Raw genomic sequence first — 15260 nt, forward strand, 5'->3', positions numbered from 1 at the left:
CCGGCCCCTTTCACCGTCGACCGGCACCTCACCGCCCACCACCCTCACGACCGGCGGCCGACCAGGACCAGGCAGGACCGTGGCCCCACCCGGACCGAACGCTGGTCGTCCAGCACCGGTTCGGCGCCGACCGGCGCGGCGCCGGCCGCGGTGTCGGTGAACAGGTGCCAGCGCACCCCGTCCGGCAGCTCCGGCAGCTCGAGGTCGTGCCCCTCCCAGTGCGCATTGGCCGCCAGGTAGACGAAGTCCGCCCCGCCGTCGGCGGCCAGGCCGGTGCGCATCACCGCCAGCAGGCGGCTGTCGGGCGACCAGTCGGCCTGCCAGGCCCGGACGCCGTGCCAGCTGACATCCGGATGGCCGGTGCCGGCGTGGTCCTCCCCGGTCGGGTGCAGCGGTCCGCGCAGCACCGGGTGGGCGGACCGGAACGCGATGCAGGTACGCACGAAGTCGAGCAGCTCGGCGTTGCGCTCGACCAGGGTCCAGTCGAACCAGGTCAGCGGACTGTCGTGGCAGTACGCGTTGTTGTTGCCGCCCTGGCTGCGACCCACCTCGTCGCCCGAGTAGATCATCGGTATGCCCTGGCTGAGGAGCAGCAGCAGCATCGCGTTCTTCATCTGCCGCATCCGCAGCGCGAGGACCTCGGGGTCGCCGGTGGGCCCCTCCACCCCGCAGTTCCAGCTCGCGTTGTCGTCGTTGCCGTCCCGGTTGCCCTCGCCGTTGGCCTCGTTGTGCTTGCCGTTGTACGACACGAGGTCGGCCAGCGTGAATCCGTCGTGGCAGGTGACGAAGTTGACCGAGGCGGCGGCACCACGCAACGAGTACAGGTCGGGCGAGCCGACCAGGCGGGTGGCCAGGTCGCCGACCTGGCCCGGATCGCCCTTGAGGAACCGTCGCAGGGTGTCGCGGTACCTGCCGTTCCACTCCGACCAGCGGCCGTAGTTGGGGAACGACCCCACCTGGTACAGCCCGCCCGCGTCCCACGCCTCGGCGATGAGCACGCAGTCGCGCAGCAGCGGGTCGTACGACAGCGCCTCCAGCAGCGGCGGGTTGGCCAGCGGGGCGCCGTCCTCGCCGCGGTCGAGGATCGCCGCGAGGTCGAACCGGAACCCGTCGATATGGTACTCACTGGCCCAGTACCGCAGGCAGGACAGCACGTAGTTGCGGACCACCGGATGGTTGCAGTTGAAGGTGTTGCCGGTGCCGCTGAAGTTGTAGTAGTACCCCTCGGGCGTGAGGATGTAGTAGGTGCGGTTGTCCAGCCCGCGGAAGTGGATGGTCGGGCCGTCCTCGTTGCCCTCCGCGGTGTGGTTGAACACCACGTCGAGCAGCACCTGGATGCCGGCGGCGTGCAGCTCCTTGACCAGGTTCTTGAACTCGTCGCACTGCATGCCGAAGGGGCCGGTCGCGGCGTACCCCGCCTTCGGGGCGAAGAAGCCGACCGTCGAGTAGCCCCAGTAGTTGAGCAGCAGCTCACCGGTGGTCGGATCGATGCGGCTGTTCTCGAACTCGTCGAACTCGAACACCGGCATCAGCTCGACACAGTTCACCCCGAGCGACTTCAGGTACGGGATCTTCTCCACCAGACCGGCGTAGGTGCCGGGCGCGGCCGCCCCCGAGGACCGGTCGCGGGTGAAGCCGCGCACGTGCATCTCGTAGATGACCAGGTCCTCGTTAGGGATGCGCAGCGGGCGGTCGTCCTCCCAGTCGAAGTCGTCGAACGCCAGCTTCGAGCGGTACTGGTACGGGTCGTTCCAGTCCGGTTGCGCGCCCCACGTGTCCCGCCCGGACATCGCCCGCGCGTAGGGGTCGGCCAGGATGCGCGTCGGGTCGAACCGGTCGGCGATGTGCGGCGTCGCCGGCCCGTACACCCGGTAGCCGTAGTCGAGGTTCTCGTAGTCGAGCCCGAAGACGGTGATCGCCCAGACCCCGCCGATGCGGAACTCGTGCGGGATCTCGATCTCCGCCATCGGGATGTGCTCGCCGCGGTGGAACAGCACCAGCGAGACGGCCTCCGCCGAGCTGGAGTAGACCGAGAAGTTGACCCCGCCCGGGACCAGGGTGGCGCCGAACGGTAGGTGGTGGCCCAGCCGCACCCCGTACCCGGCGATGTCGTGGGTGGGGTACGAGTCGATGCGGTCCCGGACCACGTGCAGGGGCGCGGTCATGCGGCGGCGCTCCCGTCGACCCGGCCGGCGGCCGGCTCGTCGCGCAGCGCCGACAGGCCCCCGTCGAGGTCGTCGGCGACCACGAAGAAACGCAGGAACCCGGTGGCCGTCAGGACCAGGCGCAGTTCGTCGTTGAGGCCCACCACGCACACCTTGCCGTCGATGGCCTGGGCCTGACGGTAGACGGCGAGCATGGTGCGCAGCCCGGCGTGCGAGACGTACGGCACCTCGCTGAAGTCGAGCAGGAGGGGCTGGCGGGTCAGCAGGATCGGCATGAGCCCCTCGTGCACTTCCTGGGCGTACCTGCTGTCGATGGTCCCGACGATGCGGGCCACGGTGACGTCGCTCAACGTGTCTCTGGTGACGTGCATGGTCGCTCCTTCCTTGCGGAGGTGGCCGGTGTGGGGGCATGGTTGCCGGGTCCGGCCAGGCACCGGACCCGGCAACACCACCGGTCGGATCGGTCCTTCTCAGTCGTTCGGGGTGAGCTGAACCCTGACGGTCAGCGAGTCCTCGGACTCCGGCAGCTCGACGGTCATCGCCACCGGGTCGAAGCTCTCCCACGGCTTGTCGTCGATCTCGACCTCGGCCAGCCTGACGCGGCCCGGCATGAGCAGGTCGGGGGCGACCCGCAGGGTACGGGCGGCGTCCGGCCGGGGCTTGAACCACAGCTGGAGCGGCTGCTTGGTGATCAGCAGGTTGGTGTAGACCGCGGCCAGGTAGCACAGCTCCGCGGAGTGGTACATGCTCATCGAGTGGCTGCCCTTCAGCCGCTCGGTGCCGAGCAGGTAGGGCATGCCGCTGGCGAGCACGTTGAAGTAGACGGCGCCCTCGTCGTGGTCGAGGAAGAACGTGTTGTAGAAGCCGGCCGCCTGCCGCGCCTGCTCCCGGTTGGCGTCGCCGCCGATGCTGCCGAACAGGATCAGGTACGCCAGGATCGCCTGCTCCTGCTGCCACCAGGCCTTGCGGTCGTGCCAGGCGAAGCGGTACCAGTCCTGCCCGGGCTGCCGCACCCGCTCGACCACGTCGTACCAGCCACCGCGCTGCTGGTCGGAGCCGACCGCCGGCATGATCCCGGCGATCTTCTCGGCCAGGTCGCGGTAGCTGGACTTCGGGTTCTGCGCGTACATGCGCATCAGGTTCCACGCGATCTTGAGGTTGTGCCCCACGACCGCCCGGTTCTGCTGCCAGGTGTGCCCCAGGTCGTGCGACCAGTCGGCCATGAACCGCTCGTTGACGAACGGGCTGGCGTCGTAGTCCGGGAAGTGCTCGACGATGGTGTCGAAGGTGCGCTCCAGCATCTCGGCGTGCCGCTGCTCGCCGGTGGCCAGCAGCATGTTGACCAGGTACGCCGGGGCGTGGTCGCCCACCGAGTTCCAGTTCTTGCGGGACCGGTTGAACCGCAGCGAGTCGTGGTGCGGGCTGAGCAGCACCGGGTCGATGTGCGAGTAGTAGCCGCCGCCGGAGTGGTCGCGGAAGTACTTCTCGAACAGCCGCAGCGTGCCGTCTACATCGGCGGCGATGCGCGGGTCACCGGTGACCCGGAAGGTCTGGGTGGGGCCGGCCAGCGCGTAGATCTGCTCGTACATCGGAATCGCGTCGTAGTCGTCGTCGAATTCCGAGGTGAACAGTTTGCGCTCGTAGTCACCCTCCACCTTGATGCCGTGGTACCAGTACACGACATCGGCTTCGCGGTCGACGAAACGCATGTGGTCGCGCAGGTACCCGGTGCCCTTCTCGGCCACCTCGAGGTATTCCTCGTTACCGGTCAGCAGGTACGCCGACGCCATCCCGTACACCATGCGGGAAATGGTGTCGGTCTCCTGCACGTGGCTGTCGGCCTTCTCTCCGCCGAGCCGGATGTTGGTCCGGTACTCCTTGTAGTCGATCGGGCCGCGGCCGAACTGCGCCTTCCGGTAGAAGCCGGCCAGCGAATTGACCTGGTTGATCCACCAGTCGGGCTTCTCGAAGCCGTACTCGCCGACCCGGCGACCCTGGAAGACCAGGCGCTTGGCCTCGTAGTTGTACCCGTCACCCTCCGGGTAGAAGACGCCGTAGGCGAACAGGTGGCGGCCCGGCGTGAGCATGTCGTCGACGTGCTCGCTGGCGTCGGCGTACGGCTCGTCGAGATTGCGGAGCAGCTCGGCCGACATGCCGTCCGACAGCCGCACATCGAAATGTCGGCCGTCGATCGTACGCAGGCCAAATACCCTTCTTTCGCGGTTGAATTCGGTGATGCTCCCCGCGATGGTGTCCATGAAGGGAAATCGCATGGCATCGGTCATGGTCGGCCTCCTCAACAGGCATGCTGACCGCAAACGGCCCCGGCAGGGTTCAGCAGGCGGTAGAGCCAAATCGTCGCCAGCTCACGGGGAGAGCGTCAACAGAACGGGGGCCGCCCGGCCGGGCGTCATGAAATCGACCGGCCGGCTTCGTCAAGTCCCTCGTATATCTGCCTGCCTATTACGGAAGGCCGCACCGGTTCCCGACAGTCGCACGCACGCCGGAAACCGGGACACGACGACGCGGGCCGTGGCCGATCGTCGGCCACGGCCCGCGGTGCGCCGACGGTCAGGGGACCGCCCGGGGCGGCTGTGCGAACACGAGCAGATCGGCCAGGCCGAACCGGACGCCGGCGGCGGGCAGGGTGGGACGCCAGGCGGGGTCGACCGTCAGGTACGCGTCGGCATCGGCGCGCAGCAGACCGATCAGCACCTCGGCGACGATGCGGCCGCCGACCGGGCCGAGCCGGTTGCCCCCGCCGCGATGCTGGGCCTCCTTGAGGACGTACAGCCACAGTGGAGTTCCGCCGCGCCACTCCTCCCCCACCTCGTCGCGGCTCAGCGCGGGTTCACCGAACAGGTCGGCGACCGCTTCCCCGGACGGCAACGCGGTGGCCCGTCCCCGCAGCAGGTCGCGGACCGCCAGCGACCGGTGCTCGGCCACCGCCACGTCCCCGGTGATCTCCCGCGGCAGCACGATGAGGCTGGCCGGCAGGCCGCCGTCGAGGCGTTTGGCCCGCTGCGCGGGCGCCCGGCCGGGCAGGTCGAACACCTCCGCCCAGTCGAGGCGGTGCTCGGGCGGGATCGGTCCGTGCCCGAACAGGTCGGGGAAGAGCGGGTACTCGGGGCCGCCCGGCTGCAACCGGTAGCGGTGCCGGATCTGCCCATGGCCGTACCGGTACGCCGCGTCGGCGAACTCGAGCGGGATGTACGCCTCGCCGGGCGGCGGGGAGAAGAAGCGCGGCCCGGCGGTGCGGATCTCGTCGACCAGTTCTCGCCCCACCAGCCGGGGCAGGAAGTCCTCGACCACGATCCACTGGTAGTGCCACACCAGCGCCCGGCGGGCCTCCTCGAAGAGGTCCTCCTCGGCCACCCCGTCCTCGCGCAGCCGGTCGACCAGGCGGTTGTGCGCGTGCAGGAACGCCAGGTGCAGATGGGCCACGAAGCAGTGCACGTCGTTGCGCGGGTCGCCGATCAGCGCCGTACCCTGCCAGTTGCGCGGCAGGTCGAGCCCGTCGGGCGCGGTGAGCAGCAGCGCCGGGTCCTGCGCGTCGTAGAGGTACGGCGAGCCGACCGGCCCCTCGGCGTGCACCATCTCCAGGTTGAGCCGGGGTGACCGGGCGTTGCGCAGCGCGGCCACGTCGGCGCGGACGCCCACCGGTGACCGGTCGGCGGTGATGTCGTGCGCGACGAGCTGTCCGAAGAACGGCCAGCCGGCCGCCTCCTGTCCGTCGTCGGGGGCGTGCCCCGGGCGGCTCGGGAACCGCGAGGCGTCGCACAGGCCGCCCGGCGTACCGGCCGCGTAGAGCGCGTCCGGCTCGGTGACCAGCGGCGGCAATGCGGTGAACATGCGGTCGTACCGGGCGCCCAGCGACGGGGCGTCGACGGTCCGGCTCGGGGCCAGGCAGTGGTCGCGGACGATGCGCCGCTGGGCGGCGCGTACCGGTGCGGCCGTCACGCCTGCTCCCCGGGCAGGAGGAACAGCTCGTCGGGGTAGCACCAACCCCACTCCTCGCCGGGCTCCAGCGAGCGCACCAGGGCGTGCCCGGTGTGCCGCCAGTGCGCGGTGGCGTGCCGCCGCGGCGAGTTGTCGCAGCAGCCGACGTGTCCGCACTCGAGGCACTCGCGCAGGTGCACCCAGCGGGTACCCTCGCGCAGGCAGTCCTCGCAGCCGCGGCTGGTGCTCGGCGTGACGTCGCGGGCGTTCTGCAGGTGGTGGCACGTCTTCGACGTCGGATTGCCCTCGGCGTCCCCGACCACGGTCCATGCGGTCATCTCGACGGTTCCCTTTCGCGGTGACGGCGACTCAGTCGGCCTTGAGCTCCGGCGGATACAGGAAGTAGTTGGCGGCCGAAGCCGCCTGCGCGCCCTCGTGCACGGCGGCGGTCACCTGGTGGGAGTGCAGCGCGGTCACGTCGCCGGCGGCGTACACCCCGGGTACCGACGTCTTCTGCTCGGTGTCGACGTCGATCCAGCCGCTCGCGGCGAGCTTCACCCCGAGCTGCCGGGCCAGCGCGGTCTCCGGGGTGGCGCCCTGGATGCTGAACAGCGAGTCCAGCTCGAGGCGCAGCCCGCCGCGGGTCAGCACGGCCGTCATCATGCCGTCGGCGCCCTCGACGGAGCGGATGTGGTCGTCGATCACCGGGATGCCGGCGTTGTCGAGGCGGGTGCGGAACGTGGGACTAATCTCGTTGGAGTGGCTGTTGGTCAGCAGCCGGATCCGGTCGGTCAGGCTGTGCAGCTGCATCGCCTCGCCGGCCGCGGCGTCGGTGTGCCCGACGACCAGGATCGAACGGCCGCGGTTCTCGTACCCGTCACAGGTGATGCACCAGAACATGCTGCGACCGACGTACGCCTCCCAGCCCGGGAAGTGCGGGAAGTGGTCGAGGACACCGGTGGCCAGCACCACCACCCGACCGTGCCAGCTGCGCCCACCCTGGCCGACGGCGGTGAACCCCTGCTCGCCGTCGCCGGAGATGGACGAGACGACGTGGTGGACGACATGGATCTGCTCGTACGGCTCCAGCTGGCGCCGAGCCAGCTCGCGCAGGCCGATCGTCGCGATGCCGTCGGGGAACCCGAGGTAGTTGCGGTTCTTCTGGTGGTGGGTCGAGCGGCCGTGGCCGGTGTCGAAGACCAGCACGGTGCGGTTGTAGCGCGCCAGGTAGAGCGCGGCGGACAGGCCGGCGGGGCCGCCGCCGATGACGAGCGCGTCGGCCGAGGCCGGGGATTGGTCGTGGGTTGTCAATGCGCTTCCTCCGCGGGTCGGTGGCGGCCACACGATCCGTCCTCAATGGAGTTCTGACGGCGTGCCCGCGCTGCCGGTCCGGTCACCGACGACGCCACGGCTGTCACGCGGGAGACCCGGATCGCCGACCGGCTATGCAACGTGACCGGTTCCGGACTCAGGGGACCCACCGAGTCTCGCACGCCGTTCCGGCGCCGACCGCCCCCGCGGTGATTTACCGCGTACTACGTGTAGTCGCCCGCGTAATACGTCAGATCGGCCGCCGCGCCCGGCGAGGCCCACCCGACCGTCCGCCGCGACCGCCCGACCCGGCATCCGACATCCGGCAGATCAGGAAAGCGCTGTATTGCCGCCGAAAACCCTCGGCAAATGCATTCTCGCCATTATCCTTGTCGAGGTTGACCGTCCCAGGCGGCGCCATTACCGAAATCGGCGCCACAGTCGGCCGCCCACCCATCTCCACCCGCCCACCCGCCACGACAACCCGCGTGCGCGGCCCGGGTAGACTATTCAGACGGCTCGCATCGCCCCGTTCGTACCGACGTCGGTAACGAAAAGTCGATCGCCGCTCGCCCGAACGGACAGCCGATCGGCGTACGCCGAGGTTGCCCCCATCGGAATCCCCGCCGGTACCTGCACCTTTGCCGGGCGCGCGGCCATTCTGAAATGTCGTATTTGAACGTCGCGCGTTTTATCTCCCACCGGAACCCGTGACGCGGTTGGAAACTCGACATCGGACTACGTCGAGTGAAGACTTTACGAGAGCCTGGCCCAATACATAATCGAATCACCGATGATCCATGGATCGGCAACCACGGGGGAGAGGCACGGTGACGGAATCGTTTAGATCAACCGCACGAGCGCACGAGGGACGCTTCAAGGAGTTCTGCGGCGACATCTTCGCCACGCTCAGCCGTATCGACCAACGACACGCGGCGCAGACATACCTGTACGGGCTGCTCAACGCACCCGGACGCAAGTCCATCCGGCGCCTGGTCGCCGCTGCGCCCGGGCGCAGCGAACAGTCCCTGCAGCAGTTCATCAACCAGAGCCCATGGGACCCCGAGCCCATCCGGCAGCGGCTGCTCAGCCACCTCGTGCGGGAACTGCGCCCGACGGCGTGGGTGATCGAGGAGGTCCACTTTCCCAAGCACGGCCGGTTCTCGGCGGCCGTGGAGCGGCAGTACGTGCCGTCGCTGGGCCGAGTCTGCAACTGCCAGCTGGCCATCGCGGTCACCCTCACCGTCGAGGAGCTCGCGGTGCCGGTCAACTGGCGGCTCATGGTGCCCGAGTCCTGGGGCCGGGACGAGGAGCGCCGGGCACGGGCCCGGATGCCCGACCATGAGCTTCCCCGGCCGTACTGGCAGTACCAGCTCGAAGTCCTCGACGACATGGCGCTGGAGTGGGGCATGCCGGCCGCACCGGTGGTGGTCGACACCGCGCACCGGGGCAACGTCGAGCCGTTCCTGGCCGGTCTCGAGCTGCGCCGTCAGCCGTACCTGGCCCAGCTCTCCCCCACCCAGCGGCTCTGGTGCGACGTCACCGGCGTGCGGTCAGCACGCGCCGGCGCCGCCACGGGGTACCCGCCCGGTGAGCCCGTACCGGCCTGGCACGGCCCGGTCGGCCAGCTGGCCGACCGGGCCGGCAACCTGGCGCGCGAGACGGTGGAGTGGCGCCGCGACCACACCAGCACGTTGCGCTCGCAGTTCCTGCACCTGCCGATCCGGGCCACCCTCTCCGACGGGATGGGCGGGCGTCCGCCCGGGCCGGCACCGCAACGGGTCCTGCTGTGCGAGTGGCCGTTAGGCAAGCCACGCCCGCGCGGCTTCTGGATCACCAACATGGTCGACCAACCGTTGACCGAACTGGTCGCCCTGGCCAAGCAGCGGCACCTGGTCGGCCCGCGCATCGAGCAGTTCGCCGGCCAGTACGGTCTGCGCGACTACGAGGGGCGCACCTTCGCCGGCTGGCACCACCACGTCACGCTGGCCACCGCGGCCTACACCTACCGGGTCCTCAACGACCTGCGGGCGCTCGCCGACAAGGCGGTGGAGTCCGCGTTCGACATGACCTGGTCCGCATGAGACGGTGCGGGCACCGTACGCGGCGGGCACCGGTACGTCCGGTGCCCGCTCCACGCCACCGCGCCGGGCCTGGCCACCTGGCCGCCCGGCCCGGTGGCGGCCAGGTCACCTCACGGTCGGCCGGGCAGGTCCACCCTGGCCCCGACCGGCCCGTACGTGAACTGCCGCATGGACGCGATGAAGTCGCTGGGGAAGCCCAGCTCGATCGCGCTGGCCTCGTCGAGGCGGCGGACCGCCTCCTCAGGCAGGGTCAGGTCGACCGCGCCCAGGTTGTCGGTGAGCTGTTCCAACCGGCGCGCCCCGACGATCGGGTGCAGGTTCGGCCGGCCGGACATCAGCCAGGCCAGCGCCACCTGTGACGAGGTGGCGCCCAGGTCGTCGGCGACCGCGTCCACTTCGCGCGCGACCGCCCGGTCGCGCGCGCTGACCTCGGCCGCGTTCACCCGGCTGTCAGTGGACGACGTCGACCGGGTGAACTTGCCGGACAGCAGCCCGCGGGCCAGCGGCGACCACGCCGCGACCGACAGGCCCAGCCCGTCGGCCATCGGCAGCAGTTCCCGCTCGGCGTCGCGTTGCAGCAGGCTGTACGGCAGCTGCAGGCCCACGAACGGGCTCCACCCCCGCCACTCGGCGAGGGTGTTCGCCCGGGCGACGACCCAGGCCGGCGTGTCGGAGATGCCGACGTACAGCACCTTGCCGGCGCGCACCGTGTCGTCGAGCGCCCGCATCATCTCCTCGATCGGCGTGGCCGGATCCCAGATGTGCACCCACAGCAGGTCGATCCGGTCGGTGTCGAGGCGGGCGAGACTCGCCTCGATCGACCGGACCAGGTTCTTGCGGTGGTTGCCCGAGGCGTTGGGATCCGACCCGTCGCTGGACAGGGTGTACTTCGTCGCCAGCACGAACCGGTCCCGGTCGGCCTTCAACAGGTCGCCGACGATGCGCTCGCTGGCGCCCTCGGTGTACTTGTTCGCGGTGTCGATGACGTTGCCACCGGCCTCCACGTACGCCGTGAACAGCTTGCGGCACTCCTCCGCCGACGCGCCCCAGCCCCAGTCCTCGCCGAACGTCATGGTGCCCAGGAACAGTTCCGAGACCCGCAGGCCACTGCGGCCGAGCGTTCGGTACCTCACGTGCGACCCCTTCGGTTGGCTTCCCCGGTGATGACCGACCGAGGTTACTGCTTCAGCGCAACGTCAGGGATACCGTGAATCCTCGTGGGTATGCGCGACCGGGCCGACCGGATCGTCGGTGTCGCGATAGCCCTGGCTGACCTCCACCACCACGCCGTCCGGGTCGATGAGCCAGACGCTGCGCCAGCCGGCGGTGACGTCGTCGAACGCGAGCGGCCCCAGCGACACGGGGATAGCGTCGCCCACCCGCTCCAGGAACGCCGCCAGGTCGTCGGTCTGGAACGCGAGATGCCGGGCGATGCCACGGTACGGCGGTCCGTCACCGGTGACGGCCAGGCCGGACGCCTCCGGCGCGTGGAACAGTTCCAGGTAGACGTCGCCGTGCCGGAGGAAGATGATCTCGCTGTCCCCCAACGGCACCGCCCTGGCCCGGGTGAATCCGAACCAGCGCCGGTAGAACTCCTCGGTCACCGCCTGGTCGGCGCAGTTGAGCGCGACGTGCGACCAGCGCAGGCCGGGTGCCCGGGCGGTCACGGTCGCCGCCGTTCGATCAGGCGGTCGATGATCTGCCGGGCGAACAGGTGGGCGTGCATGCCGGTCCGCCCGGTCACCAGGTCGTCGCCGTCGACCACCACGTCGGCGTCGACGTACTCGGCGCCCATGTTGCGGACGTCGCCGACCAGGTTGTTGTGGCAGACCACCTTCCGCCCGCGGATCGTCTCCGGGATCGACGCCAGCAGCCAGAACCCGTGGCAGATCACTCCCTTGAGGATGCCGGGCTCGGCGAAGGCCCGGCGCATCAGGTCGACCGCCGGCGCCAGCCTCGCCACGTCCTCGGTGTAGCGCAACCGGTCGGAGACCATGCCGGACGGCACGATCATCGCGTCGTACGACCGCAACGCGGCGTCGTCGACGCCCTCCACACTCTCGTGCGCGGTGAACGGCGCGCGCCACTCGTGGCCGGTGAAGGTGAGCGACTCCTGGCCCCACAGCCGGGTCAGGAAGTGCACCTCGGCGCCCTCCTCGGCGAACCGGCGCTGGTAGTAGTGGATCTCCGGCTCGAAGAAGTCGCTCTCCACCAGGACCGCGATCCGGGCGCCGGTCAGCGGCCCCTCGCGCAGCACCACGTCAGCCATCCCGGGCCTCCTTGACCAGATCGGCGGCGCGCTCGGCGATCGCCACGATGGCCGTGTGGCAGTTGCCGGAGGGCACGGCAGGCATCACGCTCGCGTCCACCACCCGCACGCCCTCGACACCGCGCACCCGCAGTTGCGGGTCGACGACGGCCAGGTCGTCGATGCCCATCCGGCAGGAGCCGGCCTGGTGGTGGTAGCAGTCGGCCCGGTCACGGACGAACTGCTCGATCTCGCGGTCGGTACGCACGTCCGGGCCGGGCAGCAGCTCGCCGGCGAGCAGGCCCTTGAACGCGCCGGTGGCGAAGATGTCCCGGCTGAGCTTGACCGCCTGGACCAGGCGCTCCAGGTCGGACCGGTCACCCAGGTAGTTCGGGTCGATCAGCGGCGGATCGGCCGGGTCGGCGGAGGCCAGCCGGATGCTGCCGCGCGAGTGGGGCCGCACCACGCCGGGCAGGATCGACACCGCGTTCGGGTGGTTGCGCCCGACGATGATGTCGAAGGGCACGTGGACGAACGCGATCTGCAGGTCGGGCGCGATCATGCCCGGCTGCGAGACGGCGAACAGCGCCGACTCGGACAGATTCTGCCGGCCCGGGGGCACCGGGTCGGCGGTCTCCGCGATGACGCCGGTGAGCACGTGGTTGTGGAAGTTCTCCCCCACCCCGGGCAGGTCGGCCACCACCGGGAGGTCGAATTCGCGCAGCTGCCGCGCGTCACCGAGGCCGGACAGCAGCAGCAGCTTGGGCGAGTCGATGGCACCCAGGCACACCAGGACCTCCCGGGTGGCGCGCACCCGCCGCCGGCCGGGCTCGCCGGGCTCGATGCCGGGCAGCAGCCGGCCCTCCCCGGCCGGCGCCGCGGGCGCCTCCTGCCGGTAGTCCACCCCGACGCAGCGGGTGCCCTCGAACACCAGCTTCGTCGCGTACGCGTCGGTGCGCAGCGTCAGGTTGGGCCGGGCCAGCGCCGGCTCCAGGAACGACCGGAGCGCGCCGCGGCGCTCGCCGTCCTTGACGTCGATGTGGTGCCAGCCGGCGCCGATCATCTCCGGCCCGTTGAAGTCGGACACCTCCCGGTGGCCCAGCTCCTTGCAGGCGTCGATGAAGACCCGCGACACCGGGTTGTGGTCCGGGCCGCCGGCGTTGGTCACCACCTGCGGTCCGCCGGTGCCGATGCGGGGGTCGGTCCGGTCCTCCTGCGCCTCCAGTTTGCTGAAGTACGGCGCCAGATCGGCGTACGACCAGCCGGCCGCTCCCTGGTAGGCCCAGTTGTCGAAATCCGAGGGGTGCCCCCGGACGTGCATCATGATGTAGAGGTTGCTGCTGCCACCGGGCAGCTTGCCGCGCGGCTCGTACACCTGCCGGCCGCCCAGCGCCGGCTGGGGCACCGTCCGGTAGCCCCAGTCGACGCCGCTGCCGAGCAGCGTGTACCACAGCGGGGCGGCGTCCACGTTGGCCGGCACGAAGCCGCCGCCGGCCTCGAGTACCAGCACCCGCACCTCGGGGTCCTCGGTCAGCCGGTTGGCCAGCACCGACCCCGCGGTACCGCCGCCGACGACGACGTAGTCGTACTCCTCGACGCTCATGACTCGCCTCCGTCGGCGGCGGTACCGGACAGGACGGCGCGGAAGGGCACCGTGTCGTGGAAGTTGGCCAGGTACGTGATGCGCCCGCCGCTGACCCGGAAGTAGTTCGCCACGTCCGCCTCGATCCGGCCCCCGGTCGGGGTGGTCGCGGAGATGTGCGAGACCACCGCGGCCTGCTCGCCGTCGACGACGACGTGCCGCGGCCGGTTGGCGAAGCTCGCGTACATGTCCGGGAAGCCCTTCATCATCTCCCGGAGCGTCTCCCGGCCGGCCACGTGGCCGGCGAGCTGCTCGTCCATGACCTGGTCGGGGTCGAACAGGTCGCACCAGGCGTCCCAGTCCCCGGCGTTGGCGAGCGCGTAGTACCTGTCCACAACGTCCCTGGTGTCCATGAGTGCCCTTCCGCGTCTTAGAGAGGCCGGCCGGTCACACCCCGACGCGGGTGGCGTCGGCGGCCAGCTGCGACCAGAACTGGTTGAACTGCGTCGTGCCGTCGCCGAAGATCGCCCCGCGACCCTCGACTACCTTGTCGTCGCGCCACCGCAGCAGGTGGATCACGTCGATCTCCAGCCGGTCGTACGGCGAGACGCTGCCGTCCCGCGCGGTGACGCGGGTACCGACGTTGTGCGACACGTCGGCCGACATGTCCTCGCTGAGCAGGATCGCCGAGCGGGTCATCACGAAGCTGCCGCCGGAGAGCTTGCCGACCTGCTCCATGAAGGCGAAGAACCCGTCGAGCCCCTCCCACCAGCCGGCGAGCTGGTGGTTGCCCGGGACCAGCCAGCGCATGTCCTCGGCCCAGTACCGCTCGACCTGCCTGCGGTCGCCGGTGGCCAGGGCCTGGTAGGCGGCCTCCACCAGCTCCTTCGTCAGCGCCATGTCAGACCGCCGTCGCGGCCAGGCGCTCACCGACGCCCTTGAGCTGGAAGCGCGACCACATGTAGCGGTCGACGCCGTGCTGGTCGGCGGTGTGCACCTGCACCGCCCGGATGCGGCCGTCCTGGATGCCGTACGAGGTGCAGGTCGGGAAGAGGTACTCCTGGCCGTCGGCGGTGCCGTGGCCGTGGTGCTTCTCGACCACGGTGCCGTCGTCGAGCTCGCCGAAGTGCACGTCGTCGACGGTGATACCGGCCTGGAACAGGTCGGCCAGGAAGGCGATCACCTCGTCGGCGCCCCTCATCGTCCCCGACAGCGGGTGGTGGCCCGGCATCGCCCAGGTGACCTCGGGGTGGAAGACCTCGGACCTGATCTTGTCCATGTCGCCGTTGCCGAAGTACTCGTACATCTTCAGCACGAGATCGGTGTTGGCCATGACGTTCCTCCTTCATGGTGGCCGGTCCTGGTCCGTCCAGGACGCGGGTCCTGCGGGTGCCGCGGTCGCGGCGGCGGTTGCCGGCTCACCACGGCGCAGCCGCCGGTGGGCGCGGCGGGTCGGTGGTCTACAGCGACGCGGAGCCCGGCATGGGCCGCAGCGCGTCGACGATGTACGTCCTGATCTGCGGGGCGCCGTCCGGCCCCGGCACGACCTCCCAGGTCTGGTACGCGTCGAAGCCGAGCCACTGGCTCTTCGGCGCCGGCGGGTTCCAGATCCTGGCCTGCCAGTTCACGACGACCTTGAGCGTCGCCCGGCCGGCGGACCACTCGGTGATCTCGACCGAGGAGACGGTGTGCACCTCGTCGAAGAACCGGTTGGTGACCGCCTTGTACCAGTCGGCGAAGCCGGCGTGGCCACGCGAGGTGGTCTCCGGGAAGCGCATCTGCAGGCCGTCGTCGACCAGGTAGCCGAGCGCCTCGGCCAGGTCGACGTGCCGGTCGAGCGCCGAGTACCAGTCGTCGACCAGGTTGCGGATCGCGGTTTCGGTGAACGGCATGTCGGTCCCTCCTTCGTGGAGCCGGTGGTGCGGCGGGGT

15 protein-coding genes are annotated in these 15260 nt (G+C 70.3%); 1 reads left to right on the forward strand and 14 read right to left on the reverse strand.

Features of this window, described 5'->3' with window-relative positions:
• Nucleotides 1–44 precede the first annotated feature (44 nt).
• The 6 genes from glgX to ACNTMW_RS28975 form a co-directional block, all read right to left on the reverse strand.
• Complete coding sequence (gene glgX / locus ACNTMW_RS28950; protein WP_426637074.1) at nucleotides 45–2165, reverse strand: glycogen debranching protein GlgX; 2121 nt, start codon at nucleotides 2163–2165, stop codon at nucleotides 45–47.
• Complete coding sequence (locus ACNTMW_RS28955) at nucleotides 2162–2536, reverse strand: STAS domain-containing protein (RefSeq protein ID WP_426637075.1); 375 nt, start codon at nucleotides 2534–2536, stop codon at nucleotides 2162–2164. The genes glgX and ACNTMW_RS28955 overlap by 4 nt, the downstream gene beginning before the upstream one ends.
• Before the next feature lie 99 nt (nucleotides 2537–2635).
• Nucleotides 2636–4450 (reverse strand): AGE family epimerase/isomerase, encoded by a 1815-nt coding sequence (locus ACNTMW_RS28960; RefSeq protein WP_426637076.1) that lies wholly within the window; start codon nucleotides 4448–4450, stop codon nucleotides 2636–2638.
• 286 nt (nucleotides 4451–4736) lie between these two features.
• On the reverse strand, nucleotides 4737–6125 hold the full coding sequence (locus ACNTMW_RS28965) for a peroxidase family protein (RefSeq protein WP_426637077.1): 1389 nt from the start codon (nucleotides 6123–6125) through the stop codon (nucleotides 4737–4739).
• Nucleotides 6122–6442 carry a UBP-type zinc finger domain-containing protein gene (locus ACNTMW_RS28970; protein ID WP_426637078.1) on the reverse strand — a complete coding sequence of 107 codons (321 nt, stop codon included), beginning with the start codon at nucleotides 6440–6442 and terminating at the stop codon, nucleotides 6122–6124. Before ACNTMW_RS28970 ends, ACNTMW_RS28965 begins: the two co-directional genes overlap by 4 nt.
• Before the next feature lie 31 nt (nucleotides 6443–6473).
• The gene (locus tag ACNTMW_RS28975) at nucleotides 6474–7415 is read right to left on the reverse strand and encodes an NAD(P)/FAD-dependent oxidoreductase (RefSeq protein ID WP_426637079.1); all 942 of its coding nucleotides are present in this window, start codon (nucleotides 7413–7415) and stop codon (nucleotides 6474–6476) included.
• Nucleotides 7416–8245: 830 nt separating this feature from the next.
• Here ACNTMW_RS28975 and ACNTMW_RS28980 point away from each other — a divergent pair.
• Nucleotides 8246–9499: an IS701 family transposase gene (locus ACNTMW_RS28980; protein ID WP_426637080.1), complete on the forward strand. Its 1254-nt coding sequence runs from the start codon at nucleotides 8246–8248 to the stop codon at nucleotides 9497–9499.
• A gap of 110 nt (nucleotides 9500–9609) precedes the next feature.
• Here the strand turns inward: ACNTMW_RS28980 and ACNTMW_RS28985 are convergent, their stop codons facing one another.
• The 8 genes from ACNTMW_RS28985 to ACNTMW_RS29020 all read right to left on the reverse strand — a co-directional run bounded on the left by ACNTMW_RS28985 (nucleotide 9610) and on the right by ACNTMW_RS29020 (nucleotide 15221).
• On the reverse strand, nucleotides 9610–10632 hold the full coding sequence (locus ACNTMW_RS28985) for an aldo/keto reductase (protein WP_426637081.1): 1023 nt from the start codon (nucleotides 10630–10632) through the stop codon (nucleotides 9610–9612).
• A 63-nt stretch (nucleotides 10633–10695) separates the two neighbouring features.
• Entirely contained in the window at nucleotides 10696–11166 is a 471-nt protein-coding gene (locus ACNTMW_RS28990; protein ID WP_426637082.1) for a VOC family protein, read from the reverse strand.
• Nucleotides 11163–11768 (reverse strand): DJ-1/PfpI family protein, encoded by a 606-nt coding sequence (locus ACNTMW_RS28995; protein ID WP_426637083.1) that lies wholly within the window; start codon nucleotides 11766–11768, stop codon nucleotides 11163–11165. The genes ACNTMW_RS28990 and ACNTMW_RS28995 overlap by 4 nt, the downstream gene beginning before the upstream one ends.
• The gene (locus ACNTMW_RS29000) at nucleotides 11761–13350 is read right to left on the reverse strand and encodes a GMC family oxidoreductase (protein WP_426637084.1); all 1590 of its coding nucleotides are present in this window, start codon (nucleotides 13348–13350) and stop codon (nucleotides 11761–11763) included. The genes ACNTMW_RS28995 and ACNTMW_RS29000 overlap by 8 nt, the downstream gene beginning before the upstream one ends.
• Entirely contained in the window at nucleotides 13347–13742 is a 396-nt protein-coding gene (locus tag ACNTMW_RS29005; RefSeq protein ID WP_426637085.1) for a nuclear transport factor 2 family protein, read from the reverse strand. Before ACNTMW_RS29005 ends, ACNTMW_RS29000 begins: the two co-directional genes overlap by 4 nt.
• 34 nt (nucleotides 13743–13776) lie before the next feature.
• Nucleotides 13777–14229 carry a nuclear transport factor 2 family protein gene (locus ACNTMW_RS29010; protein WP_426637086.1) on the reverse strand — a complete coding sequence of 151 codons (453 nt, stop codon included), beginning with the start codon at nucleotides 14227–14229 and terminating at the stop codon, nucleotides 13777–13779.
• A gap of 1 nt (nucleotide 14230) precedes the next feature.
• Complete coding sequence (locus tag ACNTMW_RS29015) at nucleotides 14231–14662, reverse strand: nuclear transport factor 2 family protein (protein WP_426637087.1); 432 nt, start codon at nucleotides 14660–14662, stop codon at nucleotides 14231–14233.
• A 127-nt stretch (nucleotides 14663–14789) separates the two neighbouring features.
• Nucleotides 14790–15221, reverse strand: coding sequence for a nuclear transport factor 2 family protein (locus tag ACNTMW_RS29020; protein WP_426637088.1), 432 nt, complete (start codon nucleotides 15219–15221; stop codon nucleotides 14790–14792).
• Nucleotides 15222–15260: the final 39 nt, after the last annotated feature.

It is taken from the genome of Planosporangium spinosum, assembly GCF_049999945.1.
Lineage (GTDB): Bacteria > Actinomycetota > Actinomycetes > Mycobacteriales > Micromonosporaceae > Planosporangium > Planosporangium spinosum.